General features: G+C 70.6%; 14 protein-coding genes. 3 read left to right on the forward strand and 11 right to left on the reverse strand.

The genetic code is table 11. The features are described from left to right. Positions 1-41 precede the first annotated feature (41 nt). From BR70_RS0108665 to BR70_RS0108675, 3 genes are all read right to left on the reverse strand, one after another. Complete coding sequence (locus tag BR70_RS0108665; protein ID WP_027465751.1) at positions 42-224, reverse strand: hypothetical protein; 183 nt, start codon at positions 222-224, stop codon at positions 42-44. A 123-nt stretch (positions 225-347) separates the two neighbouring features. Further along, positions 348-977 carry a 30S ribosomal protein S4 gene (gene rpsD / locus BR70_RS0108670; protein ID WP_017887166.1) on the reverse strand — a complete coding sequence of 210 codons (630 nt, stop codon included), beginning with the start codon at positions 975-977 and terminating at the stop codon, positions 348-350. A 234-nt stretch (positions 978-1,211) separates the two neighbouring features. Further along, positions 1,212-2,564 (reverse strand): replication-associated recombination protein A, encoded by a 1,353-nt coding sequence (locus BR70_RS0108675; protein WP_027465752.1) that lies wholly within the window; start codon positions 2,562-2,564, stop codon positions 1,212-1,214. A gap of 129 nt (positions 2,565-2,693) precedes the next feature. Here BR70_RS0108675 and BR70_RS0108680 point away from each other — a divergent pair, with 129 nt between their 5' ends. Beyond that, positions 2,694-3,506, forward strand: coding sequence for a peptidylprolyl isomerase (locus BR70_RS0108680; RefSeq protein ID WP_027465753.1), 813 nt, complete (start codon positions 2,694-2,696; stop codon positions 3,504-3,506). Between the two features lie 113 nt (positions 3,507-3,619). Then, positions 3,620-4,852: a DUF349 domain-containing protein gene (locus BR70_RS0108685; RefSeq protein ID WP_027465754.1), complete on the forward strand. Its 1,233-nt coding sequence runs from the start codon at positions 3,620-3,622 to the stop codon at positions 4,850-4,852. A 99-nt stretch (positions 4,853-4,951) separates the two neighbouring features. Here BR70_RS0108685 and BR70_RS0108690 read toward each other — a convergent pair whose 3' ends face one another. From BR70_RS0108690 to BR70_RS22245, 5 genes are read right to left on the reverse strand one after another with little or no spacing between them, the layout of a single operon-like run. Continuing rightward, positions 4,952-5,914: a bifunctional riboflavin kinase/FAD synthetase gene (locus BR70_RS0108690; RefSeq protein ID WP_027465755.1), complete on the reverse strand. Its 963-nt coding sequence runs from the start codon at positions 5,912-5,914 to the stop codon at positions 4,952-4,954. A gap of 8 nt (positions 5,915-5,922) precedes the next feature. Continuing rightward, positions 5,923-6,378: a hypothetical protein gene (locus BR70_RS0108695; protein WP_027465756.1), complete on the reverse strand. Its 456-nt coding sequence runs from the start codon at positions 6,376-6,378 to the stop codon at positions 5,923-5,925. Between the two features lie 45 nt (positions 6,379-6,423). Continuing rightward, positions 6,424-6,789: a hypothetical protein gene (locus BR70_RS0108700; RefSeq protein ID WP_027465757.1), complete on the reverse strand. Its 366-nt coding sequence runs from the start codon at positions 6,787-6,789 to the stop codon at positions 6,424-6,426. Then, on the reverse strand, positions 6,786-7,748 hold the full coding sequence (gene truB / locus BR70_RS0108705; RefSeq protein WP_027465758.1) for a tRNA pseudouridine(55) synthase TruB: 963 nt from the start codon (positions 7,746-7,748) through the stop codon (positions 6,786-6,788). The genes BR70_RS0108700 and truB overlap by 4 nt, the downstream gene beginning before the upstream one ends. 22 nt (positions 7,749-7,770) lie before the next feature. Next, positions 7,771-8,217, reverse strand: a complete 447-nt coding sequence (locus BR70_RS22245; RefSeq protein ID WP_051596740.1) for a hypothetical protein — start codon at positions 8,215-8,217, stop codon at positions 7,771-7,773. 52 nt (positions 8,218-8,269) lie between these two features. Between BR70_RS22245 and BR70_RS0108715 the strand changes: the two genes are divergently transcribed. After that, the gene (locus tag BR70_RS0108715; RefSeq protein ID WP_371836749.1) at positions 8,270-9,196 is read left to right on the forward strand and encodes an HhH-GPD family protein; all 927 of its coding nucleotides are present in this window, start codon (positions 8,270-8,272) and stop codon (positions 9,194-9,196) included. Here the strand turns inward: BR70_RS0108715 and rbfA are convergent. The 3 genes from rbfA to BR70_RS22820 all read right to left on the reverse strand — a co-directional run bounded on the left by rbfA (position 9,193) and on the right by BR70_RS22820 (position 13,015). After that, complete coding sequence (gene rbfA / locus BR70_RS0108720; RefSeq protein ID WP_027465760.1) at positions 9,193-9,666, reverse strand: 30S ribosome-binding factor RbfA; 474 nt, start codon at positions 9,664-9,666, stop codon at positions 9,193-9,195. The genes BR70_RS0108715 and rbfA overlap by 4 nt on opposite strands. 113 nt (positions 9,667-9,779) lie before the next feature. Next, on the reverse strand, positions 9,780-12,629 hold the full coding sequence (infB, locus tag BR70_RS0108725) for a translation initiation factor IF-2 (protein ID WP_027465761.1): 2,850 nt from the start codon (positions 12,627-12,629) through the stop codon (positions 9,780-9,782). Positions 12,630-12,703: 74 nt separating this feature from the next. Continuing rightward, entirely contained in the window at positions 12,704-13,015 is a 312-nt protein-coding gene (locus BR70_RS22820) for a YlxR family protein (RefSeq protein ID WP_031259737.1), read from the reverse strand. Positions 13,016-13,055: the final 40 nt, after the last annotated feature.

Genomic DNA, 13,055 nt, shown 5'->3' on the forward strand with positions numbered 1-13,055 from the left:
GTCGTGGGTGGAGGAGGGTCGTGGCTGCTCGGTCGGAGCGCTCAGACGTCGGTACGGAGCTCGGCCTCGCGCGACCGGTAGCCGTCCGCGACGGCTCCCGTGAAGGCCTTCGTCTTGGCGTTCACCTCGGCGAAGAGCCGGGCGCCACCGGAGGTCTGGGCGACCCGGTGTGCGACGGCGAAGCCGATGACGATGCCGACGGCGACGAAGAACAGCTGCTTCACGGTGCCTCTCCCTCTGTGCACCCGGGCGGTGCATGCCCGGACAAGCTTAGCCGCCGGTGCCGGAACGCCGAACGGCGGGTCGCCCTCGAGAGGACGACCCGCCGTTCGGGTGTGATCAGTGGATCAGCGAGCTGCGTAGTACTCGACGACGAGCTGCACTTCACAGGTCACGGGGACCTCGGCGCGCTTCGGGCGACGCACGAGGCGGGCCTGGAGCTTCTCGATCTCGACCTCGAGGTAGCCCGGGACCTTCGGGAGGACTTCCTGGTGGCCACCGGCAGCGGCGACCTGGAAGGGCTCCATCGACTCGGACTTCGCCTTGACGTGGATCAGCTGGCCCTCCTTGACGCGGAAGGAGGGGCGGTCGACGAGCTTGCCGTCGACCAGGATGTGGCGGTGCACGATCAGCTGACGGGCCTGCGCGGTGGTGCGGGCGAAGCCGGCACGGACCACGAGGGCGTCGAGGCGCTGCTCGAGGAGCTCGACCAGGTTCTCACCGGTCAGGCCCTTCGTCTTGCGGGCCTCTTCGAAGACGATGCGGAGCTGCTTCTCGCGGATGCCGTACTGGGCGCGCAGACGCTGCTTCTCACGGAGGCGGACGGCGTAGTCGCTGTCCGCACGACGGCGCGTACGGCCGTGCTCACCGGGCCCGTAGGGGCGCTTCTCGAGGTAACGGGCAGCCTTCGGCGTCAGCGGGATGCCGAGTGCGCGCGACAGGCGGGTCTTGCTGCGGGTACGTGACTTGGTAGACACAGGGTCCTTTTCTCTGTTCGAACTGAATACTCACCGGAGGCCGGGCACGCGAGTGCCGGTGGCCCCGACGACGGGATCCAGAGGGATGAGCCTGTGGGATCGGACGGCTACAGTCCGAACCTCTGCCCCCGTACCACCGGAGTGGCACTCTGTCCTCGACGCAGCCGTGCTCGAGGACCAGGACGTAGGCCCGGCAATGCTAGCAGCATCGGGGCGGGCGCAGAAGCACCGACGCTAGTGGCCGCGTGTGATCTTCCGGAGTCGTTCGAGCCGCGGCCCGACCTCGCGCTCGTAGCCGTTGGCCGTCGGCGTGTAGTACTCGGTGCCCTCGAGTGCGTCCGGCAGGTACTGCTGCTCGGCGACCCCGTGCTCGGCGTCGTGGGAGTAGACGTACCCCTTGCCGTGCCCGAGGCGCTTCGCCCCGGCGTAGTGCGCGTCGCGCAGGTGCATCGGGACCGTGCCCATGCGCCCCGCCTTGACGTCGGCCATCGCCTGGTTGACCCCGTTGTAGGCGGCGTTCGACTTCGGCGCCGTCGCCAGGTAGACGACCGCCTCGGCCAGCGGGATCCGCCCCTCGGGCATCCCGATGAGCTGGACGGCCTGGGCCGCCGCGACCGCGATGGGCAGCGCCTGGGGATCGGCCATGCCGATGTCCTCGGACGCGGAGATGATGATCCGCCGCGCGATGAACCGGGAGTCCTCGCCGGCCTCGATCATCCGGGCGAGGTAGTGCAGGGCGGCGTCGACGTCGCTCCCCCGCACCGACTTGATGAACGCGCTGATGACGTCGTAGTGCTCGTCACCCTGTCGGTCGTAGCGCAGCAGGGCCCGGTCGACCGCAGCCGCGACGGTGTCGGCGTCGACGACGGGCACGGTGTCCTCGTCCTCGTCCTGCGCGGCGGTGGCCGACGCCGCCGCGGCCTCCAGCGCCGTGAGGGCACGTCGAGCGTCACCGGACGCGAGGCGGATGATCGCGCTGCGGGCTTCGTCGCCGAGGACGACGGCACCGCCGAGCCCGCGGGGGTCCTCCACCGCGCGGTCGACGAGCATGCCGAGGTCGGGATCGGTGAGCGGTTTGAGCGTCAGGAGCAGCGAGCGGGACAGCAGGGGCGAGATGACCGAGAACGACGGGTTCTCGGTGGTGGCGGCGATCAGGATGACCCACCCGTTCTCGACTCCGGGCAGCAGGGCGTCCTGCTGGGCCTTGCTGAACCGGTGGATCTCGTCGAGGAACAGCACCGTGGTCGACCCGTACAGGTCGCGGTGGGTCAGCGCCTTCTCCATGACCTCGCGCACGTCCTTCACGCCGGCGGTCACGGCGGAGAGCTCGACGAACTCGCGACCCGACTGCCGTGCGATGGCCTGCGCCAGCGTGGTCTTGCCGGTGCCGGGCGGTCCCCACAGGATCACGGAGACCCCGCCGGGGTTCTCACGCGTGCCGGTGGCGAGCTGCACCAGGGGCGAACCCCGGCCGAGCAGGTGCTGCTGACCGGCGACCTCGTCGAGGCTGGTGGGGCGCATCCGGACGGCGAGCGGGACGGAACCCTGCGCGAGACCGGCGCGACCACCCGTGGTGGGCGCGTGCATTCCCGAACGATCCGCTGCCATCCTGCAATCGTAGGCCGGTCCACCGACGCAGGCCGCGCCTCCCGGCTGGTGACGGCGACCGTTCGGCTACGCTCGTTGCACACTGCGACGAGAGGGCAGACCAGCACCGTGGCACCGAAGAACCCAGCGCGTGACAACCGTGAGGCGCGCGAGCGCCTCCGCCTCTACCAGGCCCGCCAGGGCCTCCACGAGCGGCAGCGACGCCGCCGCGTGCGGGACAACCTGATCGGCGCCGGTGCCCTCGTCCTCGTCGCGGCCCTCGCCACCGGGTCGCAGCTCGCCTTCGCCGGATCGCGGGGGTCGGACGCCCCGGCCCCGAGCGCCTCCGCGTCGTCGACGGCCACGCCGTCGGCCAGTGCCACGGCCGGCAACACCGGCGACGTGCCGAGCAAGTCGATCGCCAAGGGCGCGACCTGGACCGGCACCCTCACGCTCAACAAGGACATCGACCTCGGCATCGAGCTGGACGGCGCGAAGGCGCCGCAGGCCACGAGTGCCGAGATCTCGTTGATCCGTGAGCAGTTCTACAACGGCACCACCTGCCACCGGCTCGCCGACAGCGACGGACTGAAGTTCCTGCAGTGCGGCTCCGCGAACGGCGACGGCACCGGCGACGCCGGCTTCGAGTACGGCCCGCTCGAGAACGTGCCGGAAGACGGCGTCTACGGGAAGGGCACGATCGCGATCGCACGGTCGGACTCCCCGTACTCGCAGTCGACGCAGTTCTTCATCGTCTACGGGGACACCACGCTCGACGGCTCGACGGGCGGCTACACGGTCGTCGGCAAGGTCACGAGCGGGCTGTCCGAGCTCGAGTCGAAGATCGCCGCGAAGGGCATCGCGTCTCCCGGCAGCGACGGCACCGGCGAGCCGAAGGTGGCGACGAAGATCACCGACGCGACCATCGCGGAGCAGAAGTAGTCCACAACCCGTCGCACCGGTCGGGCGGCGGAGCCCGTCCGTGCAATAGGCTGACGACCTGACCGTGCCGACGGTGACGTCGGCGATGCACGACCACGATCGAGGCGAGACCTGTGGGATCTGACGAAGCAACGACCTGGGGGCGGGTCGACGAGAACGGGACCGTGTACGTCCGGTACGAAGAGACCGAACGTGCTGTCGGTGAGTACCCGGACGCCACCCCCGAAGAAGCCCTCGCCTACTTCGCGCGGAAGTACGCCGACCTCGAGGGGCAGGTGAAGATCGCCGAGCAGCGCGTCCAGCGCGGTGCGTCGGCGAACGACGTCGCCCGGACGGTCGAGCACCTGACCGCCCTGGTCGCCGACGCGCGCGTGGTGGGTGACATCAAGTCGCTCGAGACCCGCGTGGGTGCTCTCACCGAGCAGCTCGGCTCGCTCACCAAGGAGCAGGCGGAACAGGCGCAGCAGGCGCTGCAGGACGCCCTGGCGCACCGCACCGCCCTGGTCGAGGAAGCCGAGGCACTCGCCGCGGTGGACCCCGCACGCGCGCAGTGGAAGCAGATCACGGCCCAGCTCGACGACGTGTTCGCGCGCTGGCAGCAGCACCAGCACGACGGGCCGCGGATCCCCAAGAACGAGGCCAACGACCTCTGGAAGCGGTTCCGCGCAGCGCGGTCCACCGTCGACCAGCACCGTCGTGCCTTCTACTCCGAGCTGGACGCACAGCACCGTGACGCCCGGACCCGCAAGCAGGAGCTCGTGGCGCAGGCCGAGGCCCTCGCACCCCGCGGCTCCGATGCGATCCCGGACTACCGCCAGCTGCTCGACGACTGGAAGAACGCCGGGCGTGCCGGCAAGCGGCACGACGACGCACTCTGGGCGCGCTTCAAGGCCGCCGGAGACGTCCTGTTCGAGCAGCGCCACGCCGAGAGCGCAGCCGAGAACGAAGAGTTCTCCGCCAACCTCGAGGCGAAGCAGGCCCTGCTGACCGAGGCCGAGCCGCTCCTGCAGGCGACCGACCGGGTCGCCGCGCGCAAGACCCTCACCGGCATCCAGCGCCGGTGGGACGAGATCGGCAAGGTCCCCCGCGGCGACGTCCGTCGGGTGGAGGACCGCCTGCGCGCCGTCGAGGACCACGTCCGTGGGCTCGAGGACGCGCACTGGAAGGAATCGAACCCGGAGCGCAAGGCCCGTCAGAACGGCCTCGCGAGCCAGCTGGAAGACGCGATCGGCAAGCTCCAGTCCGAGCTCGCCGCGGCGCAGGCCACCGGCGACGCCCGGAAGATCAAGGACGCGCAGGAAGCCCTCGACGCCCGCAAGATCTGGCTCGACGCCCTGGGCGGCTGAGCCTCTGAACCACGAACGACGCCCCCGTGACCGATCGGTCACGGGGGCGTCGTCGTACCAGGGGCACCAGCGGGCGAACCAGGCCAGCGTGCCGGCAGGTCAGACCGGAGCGGGCAGTCCGAGCAGCAGTCGGATGTCGAGGTCGTCCTGCCGCATCTGCGCGGCGAGCTCGTCCATCGACGAGAACTTCACCATGCCGCGCACGTACGACACGAACAGCACCGAGATCCGATCGCCGTACAGGTCGATGTCGACATCGAGCAGGTGCGCCTCGATCTGCTTCGCCGGCACGCCCTCGAACGTCGGGTTGTTGCCGACCGACACCGCTGCCGGGTAGACGGTGCCGTCGTGCAGCACCCGGGCGGCGTAGACGCCGTCGGCGGGGACGAAGCCCTCGCACGCCGGGTCGAGGTTCGCGGTGGGGTACCCCATCGCCCGGCCGCGCTGGTTGCCGTGCACCACGACGCTCCGCACGGCGTGCTCCCGCCCGAGGAGTCGTGCGCCCTCGGCCACGCGACCCTGGCCCAGGAGCTCCCGGATCCAGGTGGAGGACACCCGGCGCTCACCGTCGGGTCGGACGTCGTCGATCAGGTCCACGTCGTCGATGAGCTCGACCGTGAACCCGTGCTGCTCCCCCAGGGCACGCAGCAGCGCGACGTCGCCGGCGCCCTTCGCGCCGAAGCGGAAGTCGCTGCCGACGAAGACGAGCCGGGCGTGCAGGGTGTCGACGAGGATCTCGGACACGAACGCCTCGGGCGACTTCGACTGCAGTTCCTGGTCGAAGCGGAGCAGCAGGGTGGCGTCGACCCCGGCGTCCTCGAGCAGTTCGCGGCGCTGCGCGGTGCTCGTCAGGGCCGGTGGGACGTGCGGCGGGTCGATGACGTTGAGCGGGTGGCGGTCGAACGTGACCACCGTGGCCACGAGGTCGTGCTCGCGGGCGGCACGCTCGAGGTGTGCGATGACGGCACGGTGCCCGACGTGCACGCCGTCGAACTTGCCGATGGTGACCGCACTCGGCCCGAACCCGTCCGCCACGTCAGCGGTGTCCTCGTAGAACTGCACGGTGGCTCCTACTCGCTCGCCGGGGCGGTGGACGAGGACGCAGCCGGTGCCGTCGACTCGGTGACGGCGGTGCGGTGGTGCTTGCGGAGCCACCAGAGCCCGGCGATCGGCAGGACGAGCGGCGCGAAGGCGTAGCCCATGCCGTAGTACGACCAGATGGTGTCGTCGGGGAACAGCTGGCGGTCGAACAGCGACAGGGTGCCGATGACGAGCACGCCGGTCATCTCGAACACGATCGTGACGCAGGCGACCCGGTACCAGAACCGGCCGGGCACGATGAGGGCGATCATCGCGACGATGTAGACGACGGCAGCGATGGCACTGAGCGTGTAGGCGAACGGTGCGAACGAGAACTTCTCGATGATCTGCACGACGCTGCGTCCGGTCGCCGCCAGCGCGAGGATGCCGTACACGGCGATGAGGACGCGGCCGATGCCGGTCGCGAGTGAGGATCTGGTCGCCATTGCACCGATTCTACCGACGCGCGGCTCCGCGCATGACCTCCGGCGTCAGTTCAGCGCGAACCAGATCTGGTACATCCGGTAGACCATCACCGCGGCGGTGAAGGCACCGGCACCGAGCACCACGGTGCTCCACTTCGTGCGGTCGATCAGGGCCCACACGACCGCCGCCGGTGGGACGAGCAGCACCGACACGGCGTACACCCCGAACTCGAGCGCGTTGCCGTCGGGCGGGCTGCCCGTCGCCGGCAGCACGATCGAGATGACGCCCTGCACCAGGAGCAGCAGTTCGATGAGCACGAGGGCGCCGACGGTGTAGTCGTTCGGCTTCCAGCCGATGAACCCCACGACGACCGCGAAGAGCCCCACGACCACGGCGAGCACCAGCTGCACCCACATGTACCACTCGATCACGCGCGGGCTCCGGTCTGCGAGGAGGACGACGCACCGGGCGTCGGGAAGTTCGTGATGACCCGGAGCAGCCCACGGCGGACGGAGACGAGGCCGACCAGCCGGTCGTCGGACGCGGTGACCGCTGCCACCGGACCGTCCGAGTCGGGGTGCTCGGCTGCGACGCGCTTGCCGTCGGTGAGGTCCTTCGCCGAGGCTGCGTCGAGGGTCACGGTCGAGAAGAGTCGCCGGGCGATGTCCGCCGGACGTGCGAGCGCGGCGCGGACGTCGACGGCGTCGTCCTCGAGGTCGATGGCGTCCTGCACGTCGAACGGTCCGACGCGGGTCCGCCGGAGCGCGACCAGGTGCGCCCCGGTGCCGAGGGCAGCGCCGACGTCACGGGCGAGCGCGCGGACGTAGGTGCCCGACGAGCAGGTCACGACGACGTCGAGGTCCACCACGGCGACGTCGGTGCCGTCGACGGCGACGGTCCGCTCGTTCCGGGTCGTCACGTCGAACTGGGAGACGGTCACCGTGCGGGACTTGAGCTCCACCGCCTCGCCCTTGCGCGCCAGGTCGTAGGCGCGGCGCCCGTCGACCTTGATCGCACTGACCGTGGACGGGACCTGGTCGATCACGCCCCGCTGTGCTGCGACGGCGGTCTCGACGGCGTCGTCCGAGACGTCGGCAGCGGCCACACCGACAGCAGCGGTCGGCGTGCCGTCGGCGTCGTCGGAGTCCGTCGAGACGCCGAGCCGGATGGTCGCGGTGTAGGTCTTGTCGAGGCCCACCAGGTGCGTCAGCAACCGGGTGGACGGCCCGATGCCGAGCAGCAGCAGCCCGGTGGCCATGGGGTCGAGGGTCCCGGCGTGGCCGACCTTCTTCAGGCCGAGGCGCCGTCGGGCGATGGAGACCACCCGGTGGCTGGAGATCCCCTGCGGTTTGTCGACGAGGAGGATGCCGTCCGGCGCGGTTTCGAGCACCAGGCGAGATTACCAGCGCCGGTCAGCAGGCGTCGTTCCACTCGCGGCGGGGGTGCTCGGGATCGGTGACGTCGAGCACGGCGGAGGCTGCGATCTTCACGTCGGCGCGGCGCTCGAGCCGACCGGACTCCTGCTCCACCCACAGCGACCAGCGCCACAGGGTGCGCACCCCGGGGGCCAGGACGCCCCGTCCGTGCACGATCAGGACACCGTCACCGGCTCCGGTCGTGCGGAAGGGCGTCACCAGGTCGGACCGCAGCGTGTCCTGGTCGGCGGACGGCGCGGCGGCCGCCATCGCGGAGACCCCGTGCTGCTCGAAACCGGTGACGAGCGCGGCCGCGACCCGTTCGAGGTCGGTGCCGTCCTGCCCGTCGACGCCGATGACGGTGCGGTTCGTGCCGACCTGCGCAATCGCCTCTGCGGCGATCGCAGCCATCGTGTCGGTCTCTTCGGGTGCCCAGCGTGCCATGCGTCCACCGTAGGCTGTCGAGGTGAACGCGAGTCGGGCCTCCAGACCGGATGTGGACAAACCGACCGCGCGACGCGGTGTGCAGGAGCCGGCCACGCCGGAACGGCCCGACATCGCGACCCCGCTGATCGCGTGGTTCCGGCAGCAGGCGCGGGACCTGCCGTGGCGCCGCCCCGGCTTCCCCGCGTGGGGGACGCTCGTCAGCGAGATCATGCTGCAGCAGACGCAGGTCGCGCGCGTGATCCCCCGTCTGGAGGCGTGGCTCACCCGGTGGCCGACGCCTCGCGACCTCGCGGACTCGCCGCCGTCCGAGGCGGTGCGCGCCTGGGACCGGCTCGGCTACCCGAGACGCGCGCTCGCGCTCCACGCGGCGGCGACCGCGATCGCGACCCACCACGGCAACGTCGTGCCGCGAGACGTCGACGCGCTGCTCGCACTGCCGGGCATCGGCGACTACACCGCGCGGGCCGTCGCGGTCTTCGCGTACGGCGACCGGCACCCGGTCGTGGACGTCAACGTGCGCCGTGTGCTCGCTCGTGCGGTCCTCGGCCAGGGCGAACCCGGGCCGGCGAAGGCGAAGCAGGACCTCCCGCTGATGGAGTCCGTACTGCCGGCGGACCGCGACGACGCAGCTGCCACGAACGCGGCCGTGATGGAGCTCGGCGCGCTCGTGTGCGTGTCCCGCTCCCCCGCGTGCGATGCGTGCCCGATCGCGGACCGCTGCGCGTGGCGTGCGGCCGGGTACCCGGAGCACGACGGGCCGCGGGCTCCGCGGCAGGCGAGGTTCGCCGGCAGTGACCGCCAGGTGCGTGGCCTGATCATGGCCGAGCTGCGCGCCAGCGACGTGCCGGTCACCCGGTCCGAGATCGAACCGGTGTGGCCGGACGCCGACCAGCGCGACCGGGCGCTCGCGTCGCTCCTGCGTGACGGACTGGCCGTCGGGGACGACGCGAGCGGCTACCAGCTGCCCGGGATCTAGGAACGCGGCTCGGCGGAGCCGTCGGGCTCGGCGGCGTCGTCGGTGTCGTCGTCCTCGTCGCGCTTGTACGGGTCGGCGTCGCCGGCGTACGTCGCGCCGACCGAGGCTGCCCGCACCTGCTCGTCACGCACCTGGGCCTGCACGAGCAGGTCCTCCATGTGCGCCGAGGTCTCGGGCAGGGCATCGGCGATGAACTCGAGCGACGGCGTGAGCCGGGCGGTGATGTTCTTGCCGACCTCGGACCGGAGCATGCCGGTCGCGGCCTTGAGCGCCGCGGCGGAGTCCGCACGCTCCTCGTCGGTGCCGTACACGGTGTAGAAGATCGACGCGTGCTGCAGGTCACCGGTCACACGGACGTCGGTGATCGTGACGAACCCGAGTCGCGGGTCCCGCAGACCCTTGTCGAGTCGACGTGCGACGACTTCCTTGATGCGGTCCGCCATCTTGCGTGCGCGCTGCGGATCGGCCATTGGGTGCCTCCTGAGGCAGTGGCGGGACGCTTCCCGCCGGTGGTCCTGCGTGGGAAAGGGGTCGGGCCCCGGCCTCCCACACGGGGAGGCCGGGGCCCAGAGGAGTCACGCGATCAGTCGCGCGGCTTCTCGACGAGTTCGGTCGTCTCGACCTCGTCGCCGATCTGGATGTCGTTGAACTTGCCCAGACCGATACCGGCTTCGAAGTCCGTGCGGACCTCGGTCACGTCGTCCTTGAAGCGACGCAGCGACTCGATGGCCAGGCCATCGGCGATCACCACACCCTCGCGGATGACGCGCGCCTTGGCGTTGCGCGTGATCGTGCCGGAGCGGACGATGACACCCGCGATGTTGCCGAACTTCGAGGAACGGAACACCTCGCGGATCTCGGCGACGCCCGACTGGACCTCTTCGTACTCGGGCTTGAGCATGCCCTTGAGGGACTGCTCGATGTCGTCGAGTGCGTTGTAGATGACCGAGTAGAAGCGCACGTCGATGCCTTCACGCGCCGCACGTTCACGGGCCTTGACGTCCGGACGGACGTTGAAGCCGATGACGATGGCGTTGTCGATCGTGGCCAGGTCGATGTCCGACTCCGTGATCGCACCGACACCGCGGTGCAGGATGCGGAGCTGGACGCTGTCGTCGACCTCGATGTCCAGGAGCGACTGCTCGAGTGCCTCGACGGCACCGGAGACGTCACCCTTGATGATGAGGTTGAGCGACTCGACCTTGCCCTCTTCGAGCGCACGGGTGAAGTCCTCGAGCGAGATGCGCTTGCGCGACTTCGCCAGCAGGGCGTTGCGCTCGGCGGCTTCACGCTTCTCGGCGATCTGACGAGCCGTGCGGTCCTCTTCGGTGACGAGGAAGGTGTCACCGGCGCGGGGCACCGACGACAGACCCTGCACCTGGACCGGGCGGCTCGGCGTCGCGGCCTTGACCGCGACCCCGTTCTCGTCCGTCATCGCACGGACTCGGCCGTAGGCCGTGCCCGCCACGATGGCGTCACCGACGTGGAGCGTGCCGGACTGGATGAGGACCGTGGCGACTGCACCGCGACCCTTGTCGAGCCGGGCCTCGATCGCGACACCACGGGCGTCCTTGTCGGGGTTCGCACGCAGGTCGAGACCGGCGTCCGCGGTGAGCAGCACGGCGTCCAGGAGCTCCTGGATACCGATGTTCTGCCGCGCCGACACATCGACGAACATGACGTCGCCGCCGTACTCCTCGGCCACCAGGTTGTACTCGGTGAGCTGCTGGCGGACCTTGGCGGGGTTCGCGCCTTCCTTGTCGATCTTGTTGACCGCGACGACGATCGGCACACCGGCCGACTGCGCGTGGTTCAACGCCTCGATGGTCTGGGGCATGATGCCGTCGTCCGCCGCGACCACGAGGATCGCGATGTCCGTCACCTGGGCACCACGAGCACGCATGGCCGTGAAGGCCTCGTGACCCGGGGTGTCGATGAAGGTGATCGGGCGGTCGATGCCCTCGTGCTGCGCGACGATCTGGTACGCACCGATGTGCTGGGTGATGCCACCGGCCTCGCCCTCGACGACCTTCGAGTTGCGGATCGCGTCGAGGAGGCGGGTCTTGCCGTGGTCGACGTGACCCATGACGGTGACCACCGGCGGCCGCTGCTGCAGCACGTCGTCGTCTTCGTCCTCGAGTTCTGCGTCGAGGTCGATGTCGAAGCCCTCGAGGAGCTCCTTGTCCTCGTCCTCGGGCGAGACGATCTGGATCTTGTAGCCCAGCTCGTCACCGAGGACCTCGAACGTGGCCTCGTCCAGCGACTCGGTCGCGGTCGCCATCTCACCGAGGTGGAACAGCACCGTCACGAGGTTGCCGGGCATGGCGTCGATCTTGTCCGCGAAGTCCGAGATGCTCGCACCACGACGGAGTCGGACGACCGTGTTGCCGTCGCCGCGAGGGACCTGCACACCGCCGAGCGACGGTGCCTGACGCATCTCGTACTCGGCGCGCTTCGTCCGCTTCGACTTGCGGGCACGGCTCTTGCCGCCACCGCGACCGAACGCACCGGCGGTACCACCACCGGGGCCACGACCACGGCCACCGCCACCGGCGGGACGCGGGCCGCTGAAGGCCGGACGCGGGAAGCCGCCACCGGCACCGCCGCCGGCACCCGGACGGGCACCGGGGCCGCCACGGCCACCACCCTGGCCCGGGCGCTGCCCGAAGCCGTTGGGACGGTTGCCCTGACCGGGACCACCCGGACGCGGAGCACCCGGACGGGGCGTGCCCGGACGCGGGGGCTGCGGACGCGGGATGCCGCCGCCACCGGCTGCGCCGGCGGCTGGGCGCTGGCCCATGCCCTGGTTGGACGAGTACGGGTTGTTGCCGGGGCGCGGCGGGCGCGAGCCCATGCCCTGGTTCGACGAGTACGGGTTGTTGCCCGGACGTGCACCGGGCTTGGGTCCACCCGGCTTCGGACCGGCGGCCGCGGGAGCCTTCGGGCTGGTGCCCGGCTTCACGGCGTCGGACTTCGGCGCCGCGTCGGTCGTCCCGCCAGCCTCGGCGGCCTGCTGCTCAGCGGCCTGCTTCTCGGCGCGGGCCTTCTGCGCTGCCTCGGCCTCGGCCTGTCGCTGGGCGACGGACTTCGGTGCGGCCGGCGCGGGCACGTCGGCAGCGGGTGCTGCCGGGGCCTCGGGCTCGGGAGCCGGTGCCGGACGAGCCGGACCCGGACGGGGGCCGCCGGGCTTGGGTGCACTCGACTTCGGCGCGCTGGCCTTGGCGGGTGCGCTCGGCGCGGAGGCCGAGGCGGCGGGCTTCGCCGCGGGGGCGCCGTCTGCCTGGAGGGCGGCACGGAGCTTCCGTGCCACGGGGGGCTCGATGCTCGAGCTGGCACCCCGGACGAACTCGCCGAGCTCCTTGAGCTTCTCGAGTGCGGTCTTGCTGTCGACGCCGAGTTCGCTTGCGATCTCGTGTACGCGTGGTTTAGCCACTGTTCTCCTTCACGGGTCCCACCCCGTGAAGGGGCAGGACTCAATGGATGACGGGTCTCATTTCGAGCCGCTCATCAGTTGTCCATAAGCCGTTCAGCCTGTTCTGTCATGTCCGGGCGCTCGGCCGGTTCCTGTGGGAGACCGACGATGTGGTCGAGCACCGCGGACGTGTCGGGATCGCGATCCAACCGGAGCGCACGGCGGAAAGCCCTGCGCTTGACGGCCAGATCGTAGGCATCGACGGTCGGTGTGAGCCATGCTCCCCGCCCCGGCATGACTGCCTTCGGATCCGCCACGACACGACCGTCGCTCAGGGCGACGACTCGGAGGAGGGAGGATCGGGAAGCGCGACGACGACTGCCGATGCACGTTCTGACGGGAACCACTCTACTCCTTGCCTCGGACGTGCGCGATCCGGCGCGCCCT

Origin of the sequence: Curtobacterium sp. UNCCL17 (genome assembly GCF_000686685.1) — a bacterium.
GTDB lineage: Bacteria > Actinomycetota > Actinomycetes > Actinomycetales > Microbacteriaceae > Curtobacterium > Curtobacterium flaccumfaciens.

What these genes read in the sequence shown, in the direction of transcription:
- BR70_RS0108695 (WP_027465756.1), bottom strand. Translation starts at nt 6,378, where the DNA reads ATGGCGACCAGATCCTCACTCGCGACCGGCATCGGCCGCGTCCTCATC.
- rbfA (WP_027465760.1), bottom strand. Translation starts at nt 9,666, where the DNA reads ATGGCCGATCCGCAGCGCGCACGCAAGATGGCGGACCGCATCAAGGAA.
- BR70_RS22245 (WP_051596740.1), bottom strand. Translation starts at nt 8,217, where the DNA reads ATGGCACGCTGGGCACCCGAAGAGACCGACACGATGGCTGCGATCGCC.
- BR70_RS0108675 (WP_027465752.1), bottom strand. Translation starts at nt 2,564, where the DNA reads ATGCACGCGCCCACCACGGGTGGTCGCGCCGGTCTCGCGCAGGGTTCC.